The 17,949-nt window shown below is 64.8% G+C and carries 15 protein-coding genes; 9 read left to right on the top strand and 6 right to left on the bottom strand.

The window, feature by feature from the left end; translation table 11 throughout:
• Positions 1 to 77: 77 nt before the first annotated feature.
• Together BM222_RS21795 and trhA are read right to left on the bottom strand one after the other, a co-directional pair.
• On the bottom strand, positions 78 to 872 hold the full coding sequence (locus tag BM222_RS21795; RefSeq protein ID WP_092231791.1) for an SDR family oxidoreductase: 795 nt from the start codon (positions 870 to 872) through the stop codon (positions 78 to 80).
• 51 nt (positions 873 to 923) lie between these two features.
• Positions 924 to 1,619, bottom strand: a complete 696-nt coding sequence (trhA, locus tag BM222_RS21790) for a PAQR family membrane homeostasis protein TrhA (protein ID WP_092231788.1) — start codon at positions 1,617 to 1,619, stop codon at positions 924 to 926.
• 181 nt (positions 1,620 to 1,800) lie between these two features.
• Between trhA and BM222_RS21785 the strand changes: the two genes are divergently transcribed.
• Positions 1,801 to 3,270, top strand: a complete 1,470-nt coding sequence (locus BM222_RS21785; RefSeq protein ID WP_092231785.1) for a YcjX family GTP-binding protein — start codon at positions 1,801 to 1,803, stop codon at positions 3,268 to 3,270.
• Positions 3,267 to 4,295, top strand: coding sequence for a YcjF family protein (locus BM222_RS21780; protein ID WP_092231778.1), 1,029 nt, complete (start codon positions 3,267 to 3,269; stop codon positions 4,293 to 4,295). Before BM222_RS21785 ends, BM222_RS21780 begins: the two co-directional genes overlap by 4 nt.
• A 2-nt stretch (positions 4,296 to 4,297) precedes the next feature.
• Here the strand turns inward: BM222_RS21780 and BM222_RS21775 are convergent, their stop codons facing one another.
• Positions 4,298 to 5,863 carry a glycosyltransferase family 39 protein gene (locus tag BM222_RS21775; RefSeq protein ID WP_092231924.1) on the bottom strand — a complete coding sequence of 522 codons (1,566 nt, stop codon included), beginning with the start codon at positions 5,861 to 5,863 and terminating at the stop codon, positions 4,298 to 4,300.
• A 334-nt stretch (positions 5,864 to 6,197) separates the two neighbouring features.
• Between BM222_RS21775 and BM222_RS21770 the strand changes: the two genes are divergently transcribed.
• The 4 genes from BM222_RS21770 (at position 6,198) to BM222_RS21750 (ending at position 10,136) form a co-directional block, all read left to right on the top strand.
• Entirely contained in the window at positions 6,198 to 7,934 is a 1,737-nt protein-coding gene (locus BM222_RS21770) for an adenylate/guanylate cyclase domain-containing protein (protein WP_092231774.1), read from the top strand.
• A gap of 285 nt (positions 7,935 to 8,219) precedes the next feature.
• The gene (gene sorA, locus BM222_RS21760; RefSeq protein ID WP_092231768.1) at positions 8,220 to 9,419 is read left to right on the top strand and encodes a SorA family sulfite dehydrogenase catalytic subunit; all 1,200 of its coding nucleotides are present in this window, start codon (positions 8,220 to 8,222) and stop codon (positions 9,417 to 9,419) included.
• 11 nt (positions 9,420 to 9,430) lie between these two features.
• Positions 9,431 to 9,739 carry a SorB family sulfite dehydrogenase c-type cytochrome subunit gene (gene sorB, locus BM222_RS21755; RefSeq protein WP_177243365.1) on the top strand — a complete coding sequence of 103 codons (309 nt, stop codon included), beginning with the start codon at positions 9,431 to 9,433 and terminating at the stop codon, positions 9,737 to 9,739.
• Positions 9,740 to 9,935: 196 nt separating this feature from the next.
• Positions 9,936 to 10,136: a cold-shock protein gene (locus BM222_RS21750; protein WP_008134691.1), complete on the top strand. Its 201-nt coding sequence runs from the start codon at positions 9,936 to 9,938 to the stop codon at positions 10,134 to 10,136.
• A 168-nt stretch (positions 10,137 to 10,304) separates the two neighbouring features.
• On the opposite strand, the gene BM222_RS21745 is transcribed toward BM222_RS21750, so the two are convergent.
• The gene (locus BM222_RS21745; RefSeq protein WP_018317238.1) at positions 10,305 to 10,766 is read right to left on the bottom strand and encodes an Lrp/AsnC ligand binding domain-containing protein; all 462 of its coding nucleotides are present in this window, start codon (positions 10,764 to 10,766) and stop codon (positions 10,305 to 10,307) included.
• A gap of 112 nt (positions 10,767 to 10,878) precedes the next feature.
• Between BM222_RS21745 and putA the strand changes: the two genes are divergently transcribed.
• The 3 genes from putA (at position 10,879) to BM222_RS21730 (ending at position 16,012) form a co-directional block, all read left to right on the top strand.
• Complete coding sequence (gene putA, locus BM222_RS21740) at positions 10,879 to 13,890, top strand: bifunctional proline dehydrogenase/L-glutamate gamma-semialdehyde dehydrogenase PutA (RefSeq protein ID WP_092231762.1); 3,012 nt, start codon at positions 10,879 to 10,881, stop codon at positions 13,888 to 13,890.
• Positions 13,891 to 14,002: 112 nt separating this feature from the next.
• Positions 14,003 to 15,208 carry a CaiB/BaiF CoA transferase family protein gene (locus BM222_RS21735; RefSeq protein WP_092231759.1) on the top strand — a complete coding sequence of 402 codons (1,206 nt, stop codon included), beginning with the start codon at positions 14,003 to 14,005 and terminating at the stop codon, positions 15,206 to 15,208.
• Positions 15,209 to 15,364: 156 nt separating this feature from the next.
• On the top strand, positions 15,365 to 16,012 hold the full coding sequence (locus tag BM222_RS21730) for a glutathione S-transferase family protein (RefSeq protein WP_092231756.1): 648 nt from the start codon (positions 15,365 to 15,367) through the stop codon (positions 16,010 to 16,012).
• Between the two features lie 122 nt (positions 16,013 to 16,134).
• Here the strand turns inward: BM222_RS21730 and BM222_RS41205 are convergent, their stop codons facing one another.
• Together BM222_RS41205 and BM222_RS21725 are read right to left on the bottom strand one after the other, a co-directional pair.
• Entirely contained in the window at positions 16,135 to 16,299 is a 165-nt protein-coding gene (locus BM222_RS41205) for a hypothetical protein (RefSeq protein ID WP_177243364.1), read from the bottom strand.
• 29 nt (positions 16,300 to 16,328) lie between these two features.
• Positions 16,329 to 17,876: a hypothetical protein gene (locus BM222_RS21725; protein WP_092231753.1), complete on the bottom strand. Its 1,548-nt coding sequence runs from the start codon at positions 17,874 to 17,876 to the stop codon at positions 16,329 to 16,331.
• Between the last annotated feature and the right edge of the window lie 73 nt (positions 17,877 to 17,949).

Below are 17,949 nucleotides of genomic sequence, written 5' to 3'. Positions count from 1 at the left end.
GGCTATGGGTCCCCGCGTTCGCGGGGACGACAGCGAGGGTTTGGCGGAAACGTGCTTCAATCGCACTGACCCGTCGGTCACTTCCCGAACTCCTCCCGCATCTTCGCCTGAATCTTGGCCATGCCACCGATCCAGCGGTCGTAATTCTCGGTCTTCTTGCGCATGTAGCCGAGCACCTGGGGGTGCGGCAGGATCAGGAAGGTCTCCTGCTCGAGGCCGGCGAGCACGTCCTTCGCCACCTGCTCTGGCGTGAGGTCGCCGTCGCCGGATTGCGGGCCCTTGGGAATCGAGCGGAGCATGTTGGTGTCGACGCCCTGCGGGCACAGGATCGAGACCTTGATGTTGTCGGCCTTGTGCGAGATCGCGAGGTTCTCGGCAAAGCCCACCGCGGCGTGTTTCGTCGTCGAGTAAGCCGGGCTGCCGACCTGCGACAGCAGGCCCGCGGCCGAGATGGTGTTGAGGAAATAGCCTCCGCCGCGCGCCTTCATGCGGGGAATGAGATGTCGCGCCGCATAGACATGCGCCATGACGTGGATCGCCCAGCTGCGCTGCCACGGCTCGTCCGAGGCCCCGCCGGCATTGACCGACATCGGATCGAAGCCGCCGCCGATGCCGGCGTTGGAGCAGAACAATGCAATCGGGCCGAACTGCCGCTCGGTTTCGTCGATGACGTGCGAGATATCCTTTTCCTGCGCGACGTCGCATTTGAAAGCCGCGCCATCAACCGTCGCTGCGACGGTCCTCGCATTGGCGGCGTCCATGTCCGCGACGACGACCTTGGCGGCGCCCGCCTTGTGAAAGGCCTCGCACAGCGCCTTGCCGATGCCGTTTGCGCCGCCCGTGACGACCACAACCTTGCCGGTCACCTGCATGCGACGTCTCCTGTTTTCTCAGATGGTCTTATCCCGTGTCGCGGGACGTGCTCAGTTCAACACGAGGTCGAGCACCGCGGTATAATGGCATGCCGCACCGGCCAAGACAAAGCCGTGCCAGATCGCGTTCTGGAAGCGCAGCCGCCGCCAGGCGTGGAAGATCACGCCCAAACTGTAGAGCAGTCCGCCGGCCACGATGAAACCCAGCGCCAGGGCCGGCAACGCCGTGGCCACGGCGTCATAGAGCATCACACCGCTCCAGCCCATGGCGAGATAGATCCCGACCGAGACACGATCGAACCGGCCGGGCCAGCAGAGTTTCAGCACGATGCCCGATATGGCCACGCACCAGACGCCGGCGAGCAGCACCAGCGCGAACACGCTGTCCCTCACCTCGAGGATGAACGGCGTATAGGTCGCCGCGATCAGCAGATAGATCGCGGAATGATCGAAGCGGCGCAGCAGCCATTTGGCAGGCGAGACCGGCCAGAGATTATAGGTTGCCGACAGCACCAGCATCGACAGCAGGCCGGCGACATAGACCGAGACACCGACGACATTGGTCGCATCAGCATAGACCGCTGCCAACACCACCAGCACGGTCGCCGCGATGATGCCGGCGAGCACGCCGATGGCATGGATGACGCCGTCTGCGATCAGCTCGGCGCGATCGTAGTTCCAGCGAATTGCATCGGCCGCTGCGTGGACCGAGGTGGATGCAAGTTGTTTCAATCCGAAGATGGTCATGGCAATCCGCTGAGCGGGGCAATGCCCTCTTGTGTGGGTGTTTTGGGACCGGCGCGTCGTTCGATCGGCTGATTTGCCGACAAAGGCGGTGGAAGTATGAAGCTTGATTTTCCCCGCGCAATTGCCACTTTTGTGAACGGCTTCACCGTTCCGTCCGCGCCCCGAGACCAATCACGTTCATATGGCATTCAGTTTCCAGGATATGGTCGAGGAGGCGCGCGTGTCGGCCCGGGCGCTGATCGATTATGGCGAGCACTTCTTCAATCCCACGGTACGGCTAGGTGTCACGGGCCTGTCGCGGGCCGGTAAGACCGTATTCATCACCGCGCTCATCCATGGCCTGACCCGCGGCGGGCGGCTTCCGGTGTTCGAGGCCTATGCCTCTGGCCGGATCGCGCGGGCCCATCTGGCGCCGCAGCCTGATGACGCCGTGCCGCGCTTTTCCTATGAGAACCATCTGCGTGCGCTGATCGAGGAGCGGCGCTGGCCGAGCTCGACCGTCGACATCAGCGAACTGCGTCTCGTCATCGATTATCAGCGTCCAAATGGCGCCGACCGCACACTCACGCTCGACATCGTCGACTATCCTGGCGAATGGCTGCTCGACCTGCCGCTGCTCCAGAAAAGTTTCGAGCAATGGTCCGCCGAAAGCCTGGCGTTGTCGCGCGAAGCGCCGCGCGCGCATCTGGCCGTAGACTGGCACGCGCATCTCTCAACGCTCAAGCCCCAGGCCCGCGAGGACGAGCAGGCGACGCTCACGGCTGCAAAGCTCTTCACCAGCTATTTGCGCGCCTGCCGCGACGAACGCTTTGCGATGAGCCTGTTGCCACCCGGCCGCTTCCTGATGCCCGGCAATCTTGCGGACACGCCCGCGCTGACCTTCGCTCCGCTCGACGTCCCCACAGGCGGACAGGCGCCGGAGGGATCGCTTTGGGCGATGATGGTGCGCCGCTACGAGGCCTATAAGGACGTCGTGGTGCGGCCCTTCTTCAGGGATCATTTCGCCCGGCTCGATCGACAGATCGTGCTCGCCGATGCGCTCGCCGCATTCAACTCGGGGCCTGAAGCCCTGCACGATCTCGAAGCGGCGCTGTCAGGTATTCTCGATTGCTTCCGCATCGGCCGCAGCACGTTCCTGTCCAGCCTGTTCAGGCCGCGTATCGACCGCATCCTGTTCGCCGCGACCAAAGCGGATCATCTGCATCATTCCAGCCATGACCGGCTGGAGGCCGTGCTGCGCCGCGCGGTGACCCGCGCCGTAGCGCGCGCGGAAGATACCGGCGCGCAGATCGATGTCGTGGCGCTTGCCGCCGTCCGCGCCACCCGCGAAGCTCAGGTCAGCAATGGCCGCGACAAATTGCCCTCGATCCTGGGCACGCCGGCGGCGGGCGAAAGTGCCGGCGGCGAGTTCTTCGACGGCAACACGGAGGTCGCGACGTTTCCGGGCGATCTTCCACTGGATCCCGAACCGCTGTTCAATGGCACGGATGGATTCCGCGGATTGTCGACGCAGGCCGGCGAGACGAGCGATTTTCGCTTTCTGCGCTTCCGCCCGCCAATGCTCGAACGTGAAGGCAATGAAGAGCCCGCGCTGCCGCACATTCGCCTGGACCGTGCCCTGCAGTTCCTGATCGGAGACAAGCTGGCATGAGCGACCCATCGAAGCCACGGCGGCCGGCGACGTTCCGGCTTGACGATCCCGGCGTCGTCGTGACCGAGGCCGACGAGATCAGCCGGCTCAGCCGCGCCACGATCCAGATCACGCCGGAGCCCGATGCATCATTGCTGCCGGTACCGGTTCAAACCGCGCTGCCGGCGCGGCGCGGCTTTCCCTGGGGCGCGCTGTTCTGGTCCGGCCTCGCCGGCCTGACGCTGCTCGGCACCGGGCTCGGGGTCGTCAATCTGATCGAGGACCTGTTTGCGCGCAGCGAGAGCCTCGGCTTTGCCGGGCTCGCGCTCGCCTTCGTCACCACGCTTGCGCTCGCCGTGGTGATCGGGCGCGAAGCGCTTGGACTCGCGCGGCTTGCGACGATCGAGAAGCTGCACCGGCGTGCCGCCGAAGTGCTCCTGAGCGACGATCGCAAGGAGAGCCGCGCCATCGTGCGGGATCTGATCGCCATCGCGCACCAGAACCCGCAGCTTGCCCGCGCCCGCGCGACGCTGGAGAGCCATACGGGGGAGATCATCGACGGCGCCGACATGATCCGGCTCGCCGAACGCGAATTGATGTCGCCGCTGGATACGGAGGCGCGGCGGCTGGTGTCGTCGGCCGCGCAGCGGGTCTCGATCGTCACGGCGGTGTCGCCGCGCGCGCTGTTCGACGTGCTGTTCGTGCTCGTGGCCTCGCTGCGCCTGATCCGCCAGCTCGCGCGGCTCTATGGCGGCCGACCCGGCGCGCTCGGCATGATCCGCCTGCTCCGCCACGTCATCGCCCATCTCGCCATCACCGGCGGCCTCGCCGCGAGCGACAGCCTGGTGCAGCAGATGCTCGGGCACGGGATCGCCGCAAAACTGTCGCAGCGGCTGGGTGAAGGCATGCTCAACGGATTGCTGACGGCGCGGCTGGGGTTGGCCGCGATAGACGTCACGAGGCCGCTGCCATTCGCCGCCCTGCCGCCGCCAAAGCTGTCCGATCTGGCGACGGATCTGCTGCGGAAGAAAGAGGACGAGGAGTAGCGCTAGGAGAGCGAGCGCTTCTCGAATTTCCACGCCAGCACCTTCCACCGGAACAGCGGCGAATCCTTTGGCGGCGAAAGCTCCGGGGTCCATCCGGTGAGCTCGTCGATCGTGTAGGTATCGATCAGGACACCGCGCCAGCGCCGCTCGACTTGCGCCAAGGGCGCGCGAGTCGCGGGGATCCGGTCCCACAGAGGCGAATGATCGTCGGGCTGGCGGCCGATATAGAGCCCGGCGTGCCCCCTGATCCGGTCCATGCCGGGATCGCGAAAATCCTGGAAGCGGCCGCGCTCGTTGATCTCGATCACGGGGACGCGGCCGCGGAACAGCCAGCGCATCATGGCGTAGGTGCGGTAGTCGGTGGTTGCGATCCAGGTCGCGCCTGTCTCATCCAGCGCGGCCTGCGCGCGCGCGGCCACCTGCTCGAAGCCGGCTTCGGCACCGATTGGATCGATCTTGCCGAGGAAATTCCAGGGTGCCGCGACGTAATAGAGGAACACGATCACGACGAAGGCGATCCCCGAAACCAAGGCCGTGTCGACCCAGAACAGGCTCGACCGGATCGTCTGCGCCGACCAGCCTTCCTTCGACAGCATTGCGAGGTTCACGGCGGCGGCCGCGAAACCGACCGGCCACATGAACATCGGCCAGGTATCGCCGACCCTGAGCGTCATCGACTTCAAGAAGAAATAGGCGAAGGGCACCAGCACCGCCGTCGACAGCAGGATCGCCACCGGCTCACGGGAGCGATAGCCACGCCATGCCGTCATCGCGAGGCCGGACAGCACCACCGGCAACATGACGAAACCGACGAGACCAAATTGCAGGCCGATGTAGTCGCCGATGGTGCGCAGCGAGATGCCGTAATTGGCCGTGGCGCGCACGCCCTGGAAACGGAACGAGGCCCAATCGTGCTGCGCATTCCAGATCAGCACCGGCGAGAACACCGCAATGGCGACCAGTACCGCGAGATAAGGATAGGGGCTGCGCAGCCAGCGCCAGCGCCAATCCGGCACCAGCAGAAAAGCGGCGACCGCCGGCGCGAACATGATCGCGGTGAATTTCGACAGCAACGACAGGCCCGCGAACAGCCCGGCTGCGAGCCACCAACGCCCGTCACCGCTCTGCGCGAGCCGTACCAGCGACCACATCATCGCCACCGCGAACGGGATCATCGCGACATCGGGCGCAACCTTGGCCATCAGCAGGCCGTAATAGAGCGCGGCCTCGGGCATCAGCACCACAACAACGACCGCGCGCACATCATGGGTGAGGCGGCGGACGATATCGGCGAGCAACAATTGCGTGACCAGCATTGCGACGATCCCGCCGAAGCGAACGCCGAGCAACGTGTCACCGAAGATCGCGGTTCCGAAGCGGATCAGCCAGGCGATGCCGGGCGGATGATCGAGGAAGCTGAGCGCTCCCTCTTTCGACCAGGTCCAGTAATAGGCCTCGTCGGTGCGCAGCTCGATCGCGGAGGCATAGACGATGCGCAGCACCGTCATCGCGGCGATCACCAACGCGGCAATGACCAGCGGCCGGCGCAACGCGCCGCTGGGCTTCATGGTGATATCGGGAGCGATCGTCACGGCCGCGCTTTTCCCTGACTTGCGAGGGGGAGTCAATGTGGCCACGTCGTCCCGGGCAAGCAAAGCGCGCCCGTCAGCACAGGATGAGTGTCAGCACGAGCTGGTAACTCCGAATGTTCGCCAAACAGCTCCCTGTGGCAATGGGGCCACGGATCTGCGCGCGCTTAGGGCGCGCTTGGCGGCGAGCTTTGCCACCCTGCAAGACTTACCATCAGGTAACCTTGCCGCGCATGTGATCGGAAGGGCCGTCTACATCAGGAATTTAACTCTCCGCTGGCTGTTCTCCTCAGTGAACTGGTACAAGCGAATCATGGCCGCCACCGCACTTTCACGATTGCCCGAACTCGTCCGCTCGACCAGCGCGCGGCAGGTGCGGCTGGCCTGCGGCGTCATCCTGTTTGCTTACGTGATCAGCCATTTCCTCAACCACGCGCTCGGCAACATCTCGGTCGACGCCATGCAAGTCGGCGTCTACTACCACATCGCGTTCTGGCAGTTCCTGCCCGTCGCGATCGTGTTCTATGGTGCGGCCCTCACCCATATGGGTCTCGGCGTCTATGCGCTGTACCAGCGCCGCGAGTTCCGCTGGCGGACGATCGAGCCGCTGCAGCTCGTGCTGGGGCTGAGCATCCCGGCGCTGATCATGGCGCATGTCATCGGCATCCGGCTCGGCCAGACACTGTACGGGCACGAGAAGCTCTATCCGCAGGAGCTCTATCTGTTTTTCGTCGTGGCGCCCGGCCGGCTCTGGACGATGACGATCCTGCTGATCGTCGCCTGGGTGCACGGCTGCATCGGCATTTATTTCTGGCTCCGGCTGAAACCGTTCTTCATGCGCGCGGCACCGTATCTGCTGGCGGCCGCCGTGCTGATCCCGACGCTGGCGCTGCTCGGCATCTACCAGGGTGGCCGCAGTGTCGCCGCCGACAGCGAGGACAGCGACTGGCGCCGGCAGAATTACACGCAGCGCGAGGTCGGCACGTTCGCACAGGCCGACACGCTCGACCGCATCACCGGTGGACTGACGATCAGTTATTTCGGGCTGCTCGGGCTGGCGCTGCTCGCGCGCGGCGTGCGCGGCTGGCGCGAGCGGCGTGGCGGCATGATCGTGCTGTCCTACGGCAACGGCAAGACGGTGCGCGTGCCCAAAGGCCTGTCCGTGCTGGAAGCGAGCCTGCGCCACAACGTGCCGCATGCCAGCGTCTGCGGTGGCCGCGCCCGCTGCTCGACCTGCCGGATCCGCATCATCGGCGACCACGACACATTGCCTGAGCCGTCGCAGCGCGAGGCCTTCGTGCTGGCTCGCGTCGGCACTGCCGATCCCTCGATCCGCCTCGCCTGCCAGCTGCGGCCGAACTGCGATCTCTCCTTCTTCCAGCTGTTCATGCCACAAATGCTGTCGGGCAACGCGCAAGCGTCCTCGCCGGCACGAATCGGACAGGAGCGCTATCTCGTCAGCCTGTTCGTCGACATGCGCGGCTCGACCCAGCTCGCCGAGAAACGGCTGCCATTCGATACCGTCTTCATCGTCAATCGTTTCCTTGGCGCGGTGTCGCAGGCGGTGATCGAGAACGGGGGGCAGCCGAACCAGTTCGTCGGCGACGGCATGCTGGCGCTGTTTGGCCTCGCGACCGATCCGCACAACGCCTGCCGGCAGGCGCTGAAGGCGGTGGCCGCCATCGCAACCCATGTCGACGAGCTCAACGAGCTGCTGAGCCACGACCTGCGCCAGCCGATCCGCTTCGGCATCGGCGTCCATGGCGGCGAGGTCATTATCGGCGACATCGGCTATCGCGACCACATCGTCTTTACCGCGCTCGGCGATGCCGTGAACGTCGCCGCCCGCCTTCAGGACATGACCAAGACGCTCGCCTGCGAGGCTGTTGTCTCCGAGGAGGTCCGCCGCACCGCCGGCCTTCACGAGGAGGCACTGCCGAAGCAGGAGGTGGCGATCCGCGGTCGCGACGAGCTGATGGTCGTGCGCGTCGTCGCCGACACCAGGACATTGTCCGCCCTCATCGCCGGCGACGCGCGCGTCGCCGCGTAAAGCGAGCCACACGGAAAGTGTGCTCCCTCTCCCGCTTGCGGGAGAGGGTCGTGGAGAGGGTGTCTCCACGAGGGGACAATCCCCTAGAGGAAAAAGCCCCCTGCCGGCCCCCACAAGCGGGAGAGGTGAAGAAGGAGTCATCCGCGCAACACCGGTGTATTGCGGCGCAGCGGCATGGGCTTGCTGCGAAAGCACGAATTGACTTCAACCTGACGGTTGAGACAGATGAGCGTGGGTGTAGCGGTGATGACCGCGAGTCAACGAAAAGCTCCGGGAGGAGACGACATGTTCGACCGACGCGACCTGCTCAAAGGAGCGGGTCTTGCCGCACTGACGGCCACACTGAATTCAACCGGGGCACTGGCTCTCGACACCGTCACCCTGCCGTTTGCCAATGGCGAGCGACCGCTGGTGAAATATCCCCAGAAGCGGCCGATGATCGGGCTCACCAGCCGGCCGCCGCAGCTCGAGACGCCATTCGCGGTGTTCAACGACGGCCCTATCACGCCGAATAACGCGTTCTTCGTGCGCTACCACCTCGCCGGCCTGCCCTACGATCTCGACCCTGACAAGTTCACGCTCGAGGTCAAGGGCAAGGTCGACAAGCCGCTGAAGCTGTCGCTGAAGGACATCAGGAAGATGAAGGCGACCGAGATCGTCGCCGTCAACCAGTGCTCCGGCAACAGCCGCGGCTTCTTCGAGCCGCGCGTCGCCGGCGGCCAGCTCGCCAATGGCGCGATGGGCAATGCGCGCTGGCGCGGCGTGCCGCTGAAGGCCGTGCTGGAAATGGCGGGCGTGCAGACCGGCGCCAAGCAGGTCGTCTTCGGCGGCATGGACGGGCCGGTCAGCGACAAGACCCCCGACTTCGCCAAGGCGCTCGACCTCGATCACGCCACCGACGGTGAGGTGATGCTGGCCTATGGCATGAACGGCGAGGACCTGCCGTTCCTCAACGGCTTTCCGCTGCGCCTGATCGTCCCAGGCTATTACGGCACCTACTGGGTCAAGCACCTCAACGAGATCACCGTCGTCGACACCGTCTATGACGGATTCTGGATGAAGTCGGCCTACCGCATTCCGGATACGCCGGACAATTCGGTCGCGCCCGGCACGGCACCGAAGGCGACGATCCCGATCAACCGCTTCACCATCCGTTCCTTCATCACCAATGTGCCCGATGGCGCCAAGCTGAAGGCCGGCCGCACGATGCTGCGCGGCATCGCCTTCGATGGTGGCAAGGGCATCAAGGACGTGTCGGTCTCCACGGATGGCGGCAAGACCTGGGCCTCCGCCAAGCTCGGCAAGGATCTCGGCAACTACTCCTTCCGCGAATGGAGGCTGCCGGTGAAGCTTGCCGCGGGCCAGGTCGAGCTCAAGGTGCGCGCGACCAGCAATTCCGGCGAGACGCAGCCCGACACACCGCGCTGGAACCCGGCGGGTTATCTGCGCAATGTCGTCGAAACCGTCCGCGCCAGCGTGGCCTGAGGAGAATGATCATGCAGCGCACCGTTCTCGGCGCCATTACGCTCGCCGTCGCCGCCATGGTGGGTTCGGCCCTTGCAGCACCGATCGACTACAAGACGCCGGACGAGGTCGCGGCCTTCAAGGCTGGGCCCAATCTCGAAGTGGTTCAAGGCAATTGCACCGCCTGCCACTCGTCCGACTACATCGCGACGCAGCCGCCGATGAAGGACAAGAAAGCCTTCTGGCAGGCCGAGGTCACCAAGATGATCAAGGTCTATGGGGCACCGATCGACGATGCCGACGTCGGCAAGATCGTGGACTATCTGGCCGCGACTTATTGACGGTGTCAGGGTCAATTGACCGCGAAACGGGCAAAACAGGCAAAAACGCTGCGAAGTTGAGCGAATTTCGGAGAAATGCTGATGTGGTTTGATCTACCAAGCCCGCCTCATTCCGCGTATCCTATAGGACCGAACCGGCCGGTTGGCGGGGACTGGCGGTTCGTGATCTCGGAGGAAGACCCGCGGAGAAGTCGTGATGGCTAAAGGTACGGTCAAGTGGTTCAACCCGACCAAGGGTTATGGATTTATCCAGCCTGCGTCGGGCGGCAAGGATGTGTTCGTGCATATCTCGGCAGTGCAGAAAGCCGGTCTGTCGTCCCTGAACGAAGGACAGACGGTGGAATACGAAGAGATCGCAAACCGGGGCAAGACCTCCGCAGAGAACCTCAAAGTATAAGCCGCCAGCTCTTGCTGCCTCCCGGGTCAGTCCGGGAGTGAGGCCAACAAGATTTTAGAAGACGATCAGTGCATTCGACGACGGGCGTTGCGACTGCACGCGATAGGCTATTTGCCTGGAGAGATCGCCGATCAACGCCGCAGCAGCGACAATCGCGACCGCATTTCGTCAGCCCACCGGCAACGGTGCGTCGCGCTTGATCTCCTCCATCACCGCATAGGTCCGCGTCTCCCGCACGCCCGGCATCGATAGCAGGGTCTCGCCGAGGAAGCGCCGATAGGCAGCCATGTCGGCCAGCCGCGCCTTCACCAGATAGTCGAAGCCGCCTGCAACCATGTGACACTCCAGCACCTCGGGCGCGAGTTTCACCGCGCGCGCAAAGCGCTCGAAATTGTCGGGCGTGGTCTTGTCGAGCAGCACCTCGACAAACACCAGCAGGCCGAGGCCAAGCCGATGCGGATTGAGCCGCGCGCCATAGCCTTCGACGAACCCCTCGCGCTGCAGGCGCTTCAGCCGCTCGCCGATCGAGGTCGGCGACAGCCCGATGCGCTCGGCAAGCTCGACATTGGCTATGCGCCCATCCTCCTGTAAAATCGAGAGGATTTTCCGGTCGATTCGATCGAGTTCCATATTTTATCTGGTCAATATGCCATTGATCTTCATTTCCTAAGGCAAAATCATTATCTTGTCTATCGTACTACGGTCCCGCGGGCCTTATCCTGATCTCAGCACAGGACACGCCATGCCGAACATCCCGCCTCCCTTCTCCGCCCCCTATGCGCCTGATGATGCCGACATCGCTGCGCGGCTCTTTCCATCGGCACATCTCGCCCCGCCACAGGAAGCACGGATCGACCGCACCGCAACCCGGCTGATCGAGGCGATTCGCAAGCGCGACGACCGGCTTGGAGGTGGTCTTGGGGGCGTCGAGGACATGCTGCGCGAGTTCGCGCTCTCGACCAAGGAGGGGTTGGCGCTGATGGTGCTGGCGGAGGCGCTGCTGCGCGTGCCTGATGCCCGCACCGCCGACCAGTTCATCGAGGACAAGCTCGGCGAAGGCGACTTCATCCATCACGAGACCAAGTCCACCGCATTCCTGGTCAACGCCTCGGCGTGGGCGCTCGGCCTTTCGGCGCGGGTGATCCAGCCCGGCAAGACACCCGACGGCACCATCGGCCGGCTGGTGAAGCGGCTCGGCGCACCCGCCGTGCGCACCGCCACGCGCCAGGCGATGCGGCTGATGGGCAATCACTTCGTGCTGGGCGAGACCATCGAGCAGGCACTGGAACGCGGCAAGCCGCGCTCCGGCGAGAGGCCGCGCTACTCCTTCGACATGCTCGGCGAAGGCGCGCGCACCGCAGCGGATGCGAAGCGTTATTTCGACGCCTATGCGAGCGCGATTCTGACGATCGGCAAGGCGGCAGGCAACCATCCCCTGCCCGACCGGCCCGGCATCTCCGTCAAGCTCTCGGCGCTGCATCCGCGCTTCGAGGCGATCAGCCGCGGCCGCGTGATGGCCGAGCTGGTGCCGCAACTGCTGGACCTGGCGCAGCGCGCCAAGACCTATGACCTCAACTTCACCGTCGATGCCGAGGAAGCCGACCGGCTGGAACTGTCGCTCGACGTGATCGCGGCCACGCTGGCCGATCCCTCGCTTGGGGGATGGGACGGCTTCGGGCTTGCGATCCAGGCCTATCAGAAGCGCGCCAGCGCGGTGATCGATTACATCCACGAACTCGCGCGCGCGCATGATCGCAAGCTGATGGTGCGCCTCGTCAAGGGTGCCTATTGGGACACCGAGATCAAGCGCGCGCAGGAGCGCGGGCTCGACGGTTATCCGGTATTCACCCGCAAGGCGATGACTGACATGAACTATGTCGCCTGCGCCGCGAAGCTTCTGGGTTTGCGGCCGCGCATCTTCCCGCAGTTTGCCACGCACAACGCGCTCACCGTCGCAACCGTGCTCGAACTCGCCGGCGATAGCGGCGGCGTCGAATTCCAGCGCCTGCACGGCATGGGCGAGGCGCTTTACGAGCAGCTTGCCAAGGATCACCCTGACATCGCCTACCGCACCTATGCGCCGGTCGGCAGCCATCGCGACCTGCTCGCCTATCTGGTGCGGCGGCTCCTGGAGAACGGCGCCAACTCGTCCTTCGTGGCGCAGGCGGCCGACTATCGCGTGCCGGTCCCGGCGCTGTTGAAGCGTCCGGTCGATCTCATCGTCCGGCCTGACCATGCGCATCACGCCAAGATCCCGCTGCCGGGTGACTTGTTCGCGCCGGAGCGGCATAATTCAGCCGGAATCGAGTTCGGCGAGCGCGCGGCGCTCGAGCGGATGCTGGCCGGGGTCAATGCCGCGACGCTCAACCTCAAACCCGTCCCCGACGCGACGCCAGAGCAGGCGGGCGCCGCGATCGCTGCAGCCCGCGCCGGTTTTGCGACATGGAGCCGGACGCAGGCCTCGACACGCGCGGCGGCGCTGGAGCAGGCTGCGCATTTGCTGGAGAGGCGCGGCGCGCATTTCATCGCACTGCTTCAACGCGAAGGCGGCAAGACGCTCGACGATGCGCTGTCCGAGTTGCGTGAAGCCGCCGATTTCTGCCGCTATTACGCCGCCCAGGGCCGAAAGCTGTTCGGCAGCGAGACGGCAATGCCGGGCCCGACCGGCGAGAGCAATGCGCTCGCCATGCGTGGCCGCGGCGTCTTTGTCGCGATCTCGCCGTGGAACTTTCCGTTGGCGATTTTCCTCGGCCAGGTCACCGCGGCCTTGATGGCCGGCAACACCGTCGTTGCAAAGCCCGCCGAGCAGACGCCGCGCATCGCGCGCGAGGCCGTCGCCCTGCTGCACGAGGCCGGCATCCCCAAGAGCGCACTCCAGCTCGTCACCGGCGACGGCCGCATCGGCGCCGCGCTGACCGCGCATCCTGACGTTGCCGGAATCGTCTTCACCGGCTCGACCGAGGTCGCGCGCCACATCAACCGGACGCTCGCCGCCAAGGACGGACCGATCGTGCCACTGATCGCGGAGACCGGCGGCATCAACGCCATGATCGCCGATGCCACCGCGTTGCCCGAGCAGGTCGCTGACGACGTCGTCACCTCCGCGTTCCGTTCCGCAGGCCAGCGCTGCTCGGCGCTGCGGCTGCTGTTCGTGCAGGACGACGTCGCCGACCGCATGATCGAAATGATCGCGGGCGCGGCGCGCGAGTTGAAAGTCGGCGATCCCTCCGAGGTCGCCACCCACGTCGGCCCGGTGATCGACACCGATGCCAAGCAGCGGCTCGATGCGCATATCGCGCGGATGAAGTCGGAGGCGCGGCTGCACTTTGCCGGCATCGCGCCGGAGGGCTGCTTCGTCGCGCCACATATCTTCGAGCTGCGCGATGCTGGCCAGCTCACCGAGGAAGTCTTTGGCCCGATCCTGCACGTGGTGCGCTACCGCGCCGAGACGCTCGAACATGTTCTGCAGTCGATCAAGCAGACCGGCTACGGACTCACGCTCGGAATCCACTCGCGCATCGACGACACGATCGAGGCCATTATCGACCGCGTCCAGGTCGGCAACATCTACGTCAATCGCAACATGATCGGCGCGGTGGTGGGCGTACAGCCGTTCGGCGGCAACGGCCTGTCCGGAACCGGCCCCAAGGCCGGCGGCCCGCACTATCTCGCGCGCTTCGCCACCGAGCAGACCGTGAGCATCAACACCGCCGCAGCCGGCGGCAACGCAGCGTTGCTTGCAGGTGAGGAGTGAGGCCCGCGAGGGGCCGTTGCATCCCGCTGAAACATCGGTCTAATGCCTCCACGAGCGACCCGCGGAAATTCCAGCCGGCGGGAAACAACAAGAGCGAGGGAGCAACGCCGCGATGGAAAAAGGCATTTTTGCAGGGCTCAGGGTTCTCGACTGCGCGAGCTTCATCGCGGCGCCCGCGGCTGCGACCGTGCTGTCCGATTTCGGCGCCGACGTCATCAAGATCGAGCCGCCCGGCATCGGCGATCCCTACCGCAATCTGCCCAACCTGCCCGGCTATCCCGCCGGCGAGCACAATTACGCCTGGCTGTTAGAGGCCCGCAACAAGAAGAGCCTCGCGCTCGACCTTTCCAAGCCCGAGGCGCAGGCCGTGCTCTACAGACTGGTCGAGGAGGCCGATGTCTTCATCACCAACATGCCGCCCCCGGTGCGCGGCCGGCTCGGCATCAGCTATGACCATCTCGCCCATCTCAATGACCGGCTGATCTACGCCTCCTTCACCGGCTATGGCGAGAAGGGCGAGGAAGCCAACAAGCCCGGCTTCGACAGCAACGCCTATTGGGCGCGCTCCGGCCTGATGGACCTCGTCCGCGCCGACACCGACACGACGCCGGCGCGCTCGATCGCCGGCATGGGCGACCATCCCTGCGCCATGGCGCTGTACAGCGCGATCGTCACCGCACTGTATCAGCGCGAGAAGACCGGCAAGGGCTCTCATGTCGCCTCCAATCTGATGGCGAACGGGGTGTGGGCGGCGAGCGTGCTGGCGCAGGCAAAGCTGTGCGGCGCCAAGTTCAGCGAGCGACGGCCGCGCGAGCGCGCGCTCAACGCTGTTGCCAACCACTACCAATGCGGGGATGGCCGTTGGCTCATCCTGTCGCTGCTCAACGAGGAGAAGCAGTGGCCGACGCTGGCCACATGCCTGGGGCGCGAGGACCTGATCAACGATCCGCGTTTCGCCACCAAGCCCGACCGTCACGCCCGCTCGATCGAGTTGATCAAGATCTTTGACGAGACCTTCGCGACGAAGGACCTCGCCGAATGGCGCAAGATCCTGGATGGCAACGGGCTGGTGTTCGGCATTGTCGGCATTTTGGACGACATCCCTGATGACAAGCAGATGCTCGACAACGAGGTGCTGGTCCCGTTCGAGAACGACACGATGCTCACCATCAACTCGCCGATCTGGATCGACGGCACCAAGAAGGTGCAGCCGCGCAAGCCGCCCGGCGTCGGCGAGCACAGTGACGAGATTTTGCGCGGCGCGGGATACGACGAGGCTGCGATCAAAGAGCTGCGGTCGAAGGGCGCCGTGGGGTAAGAGGGCACTCGCTCTTTCTCCGTCATTGCGAGCGAAGCGAAGCAATCCAGAATCCCGCCGCGGATGCATTGCTGGATTGCTTCGCTACGCTCGCAATGACGATGTGGGGCCGGCACGGTATAACAATTGACAAAGCCCAACGCCGCGTGAGGTCTCATGCCCGCCTATCGCCTGCACTACTTCCCCGAATCCGGCAACAGCTACAAGCTGGCGCTGATGCTGACGCTTTGTGGCGAGACGTTCGAGCCTGTGTGGACCGATTTCGGCGGCGGGGTCACGCGCACCGCGGAATGGCGCAAGGCCGTCAACGAGATGGGCGAGATTCCCGTGCTCGAAGTCGACGGCGTGAAGATGACGCAGACGGCGCCCCTTCTCCTCGTGCTTGCCGAACAATATGGCCGCTTCGGCGCCGCGTCAGAAGCCGAAAAATTCGAGTTGCTGCGCTGGCTGTTCTGGGACAACCACAAGCTCACCGGCTACATGGCGACTTACCGCTTCATGCGGGCCTTCACCCAGAAGAACGATCCGCAGGTGCTGAAGCATTTTCGCCGGCGGCTCGATGACTTCCTCGGCATTCTCGACGGGCATCTCCAGAACAACGCGTTCGCCATCGGCAGCAAGCCGACTGTGGCAGATATCTCGATGATGGCCTATCTGCACTACCCGAGCGACGAGCACGGCTTTGATTTCGCCGCAAGCCATCCTGCCGTCCACGCCTGGCTCGGCCGCATGGCCGCGCTGCCCGGCTGGAAGCCGGCCTATGAGCTGCTTCCCGGCAAGCGGATGACGAATTACGCGAAGTGAGGTGCGCGCGCCAAAGCCTCAGCGCCGTCATGGCCGGGCTTGGCCCGGCCATCCACGATCTTGAGCGCGGATAGAGAACGTGGATACCCGGGACAAGCCCGGGCATGACGAAAGAGCGGGGGCTACCTCAGCGCCAGCCAGCCGAGCGTGAACAGGATGCCGCCGATGATGACGACGACCGCGACCGCCCAGGTGCTGACGCGGATGCTGCCGGTGACCTGCTTGGCTTCCTCATTGCGCGCGATCTCGCGATTGCGCTCCTTGTTGGCATCGCTGGTGTCCGTCATGGGGTCATCCGAACCGGTTGGGGGCGGGCCTAACGCGTCTTGATGAAGCACATGCCAATGCGGCTCGAGGCCGCCGCAGGCTGACAGGTGAGACCGTTAGCACAGGTCCATGACGTAAAACTCTGATCCGGCGTTCCCGATCCCATGTTTTGCAGGGAACAATGGGCGCCCCAGCCGTCCAGATATTCGGTGCCGGCGAGCTCTTGGACGCCGCGGGTCTGCGGCCGGCCGGCGAATCCGCGCGAAAAATCAGGGCGTTTGCCGGCTGCGAACGCGGCCAGGATGTCGCGGCGGCGGAGCTGGTCGCCGAAGAAATGCGGCGAGGCCGGCACGATGGTCGAATTTGAAGCCCCCTCCGTCAGCCAGTCCACGCCAGGAAAATGGAAGCCCCCGATGCCGCGGGTCTGGTGGCAGCCCGAGCAGGTGACGTCATTGAGACGGCGCTGGAAGCCTGCGACCGAGCGGATGTTCTCCATGGTGATGCCGCGCGCCGCCGCCTGCTTCAGCGCACCGACGACGTCATCCTCCGTGAAGATGGGATCGTTGCCCTCGCCTTCTTCTTCCCCTTGCATCATGCCGAACTCCGGCTGCAACGCGGAGGCGTCGAGGCCCGCAGGCGTTGGTGCCACGGCAGCTTTGGCGAGATATTGCTCCGGGATCAGCACGGTGCCCCGATCGAACTCGCGAAGATTCACTGCTGACAGCAGCCAGGCCTTGAAGTCGCGCCGGAGCGTGTCATCGGCGAGGATGCGATCGCGATCGATCTGGTTCTCCAGCGTCGATTCCTCGAATGTCCTGTCGACGGCGTTGTATTTGAACACCTTGAGCAGATAGTCGGAGCGGAAATCGTGCAGCGCCGATTTTGGCGAGATCGAGATCTGGATGTTGGTCTCGACGCGGTCGAGCATCGCATCGTAAGGCGCGGTGCGACTGCCGATCAGCCCCCGCCAGTCGCCATTGCCGAGCCAGCGCCGCGCGACTTCGGCACAGGTGATGGGCTTGCCGCTCGCATCGATCCGGCGGGCATCGCGTGCCTTCATCACCAGATTGAACGTCATCGGCAGGCGCGTCGCGGCGTTAGCGCCATCCGGTTTGGTGTCGAACCGCACCAGACGATAGATCAGGCGGATCTCGCCGCAGGACTCTTCCGACACATAGGCGCGGTCCATGCGGTTGACGATGCCCGCCAGCACGAAGCGGGTGTTGGCCGACTTCAGCGCGGCCCGATCGAACAGCTGGACATCGAAACCGTCGCCGACGCCGATGGTCTCGCTCGGCGAGGCCTGCTTGTGCCGGGCGATGTAACGATCGAACTCGGCATCGATCGCCGGCGGAATCTCCTTGAGCTGTGACAGTGATGTGAACAGCAGGTCGCTCGTCAGCGGAGCATTCGCGTTGCGCTCGGGCTGCAGCAGGCGGGGGATCGACAGCGCATCGCTCTGGTCGAGCCTGCGCAGGAGATCGGGATCGGTGATCGCGGTGCCGCGTGCGAGCGCCGGGCGCTCTGCTGCCGAGAGCGACATGATGTTCCCGGACAACATGGCGGCAGCCAGGAGAATTCGCAGCGCGCGGCTCATGCCTCCACTAACACCGCGGACGACAGCCTATTCAAGTAAAAAGGCGCTTCACGCGGTGGTGAAGCGCCTCTTC

This window comes from Bradyrhizobium sp. Gha, assembly GCF_900113735.1.
Lineage (GTDB): Bacteria > Pseudomonadota > Alphaproteobacteria > Rhizobiales > Xanthobacteraceae > Bradyrhizobium.
Note: the sequence above shows the minus strand (reverse complement) of the source record. Positions and strands in the feature narration are given on the sequence as shown.